2 protein-coding genes are annotated in these 1,578 nt (G+C 38.1%); both read left to right on the top strand.

What is annotated here, in order from left to right; genetic code table 11:
- Positions 1-160: Lrp/AsnC ligand binding domain-containing protein (locus J7J33_00205; protein ID MCD6167721.1), on the top strand; the 160-nt coding region annotated here is incomplete at its 5' end.
- 742 nt (positions 161-902) lie between these two features.
- Positions 903-1,178, top strand: a complete 276-nt coding sequence (locus J7J33_00210) for a hypothetical protein (GenBank protein ID MCD6167722.1) — start codon at positions 903-905, stop codon at positions 1,176-1,178.
- Positions 1,179-1,578 lie beyond the last annotated feature (400 nt).

The following is a 1,578-nucleotide window of genomic DNA, read 5'->3' on the forward strand; positions in this document are numbered from 1 at the left end:
AGGAAGAAAATTAAAGGTTAAGCGGGCTTGTAGAGTCACTGGTGATGTGGATCTTATACTTGAGGTTGATAAGGCGAGATTGGATGAAGTGTTGGATGAGGTTGCTTCACTTGACGGGGTTAGGGAGACGAGGACTCACATTATCCTTGAAACCCTCTAACCAAGTAAAATTCTCAAATCATTAACTGCTTAACTAGTTTTAACAGTAATAGGAAGTTTAGTCAATTCTCTTAAAGGTGTGCCTTGATGGGAATCAGAGAGTGGATCCTAAAACCATACCTTGAGTCAAAGAAACAGCTCCTCCAAAATTAATTATAGCTTGAACAAATCTTAAATAGGCTGATGCCAAAATTTCAAAACAGGATTCTTTAGCGGTGGGGATAATGAGTAAGGTGTTGAATCACATCATTCAACTCTTAAGGGAGGAAAGGGTGATAATATGGTGAGAAAGACTATGGTGCTCATCTTTTTAATTCTTTTTTCTTTATTTTTATCAATTCCCCTTCAGTACTGTATAATCATCTTTTTTGACATTCTTAAGATTGATCAATTTCTTGGAGAATATGGACTAGTTTTGTTTATTATTCTACCGGCCTTCATAGTATCCTTAATTCCTTTTTATTTTCATGAGAATAGGAAACTTTCAATTATCACGACAATAATAACATTTTTTTGCAGCTGGGATAATTTTAACATCAACAATTCCAAAAGCTGGACCAAGTGCTTATGCTGCCGCTTATTTAACAATTCCTCCAAGCCTCCGTTCTTCAGAAACTGCCACTAAAACGTCAGAATGGATAAACACATACTTCTATGTTGTCCCGAAGGAGTATGATGCCTCTTGGATTGGAAGTATTAATGGAACATATCATATAGCAATCTTTATATGGAAAGACAAAACTGTGGGATTCATAAAGCCTCTTTTGAGTTTAAGCAATAAGAGAGGGTATTGCTTAGAAAAGTTTAATATAATTGAGGAGAATCTAAAATCTCGAAACTTTAAGGAATTAAAAATTCCAATTCAGCGGAAAGCTTATGAAAAAATTCTATTATTGAATGCCACTGAAGTAGTATACCTTGAATGCTCTGAAAAATTTGGATACCCAAGATTAATCTTCCTCGTCGGAAATAGTAATAAAACCAAAGAAGTTATTGAATTCATTGAAAATCTCAGATGATGAGGGCTGGCTTGACCGAGTGGTGAGGGGGACACCCTTTGCTGACCTGAGACGAGGGCATTGAAAGAAAGAGAGTAAAAGAAAAGACGCCAACACGACTTTAGGGCTCGAACCACTTGTATTCAAGCTTCCATCCCTACTGCCTCATATAATCCTCTCGAAATCCTCTTGACAAGCCCCATCTTAACAAGCCTAGTCAAAACAGTCCTGACAGTCCCCTGAGTCGTGCCAACCTTCACCGCAAGAAGCGGCACGTTAACCCATACCCATTTATATTATGAGGCCCTAACTCTCTTGGTGTTGTTAGGGGTTGAGAGAGTGGATCCTAGGACCTTACGCCAAGGGCCTTGAAGAATTGAAGAGTGAGGTTAAAAACTTAACCAAGGATTACCAGGACATG

Source organism: Caldisericia bacterium, assembly GCA_021158845.1.
In the GTDB taxonomy this organism is placed as follows: domain Bacteria; phylum Caldisericota; class Caldisericia; order B22-G15; family B22-G15; genus B22-G15.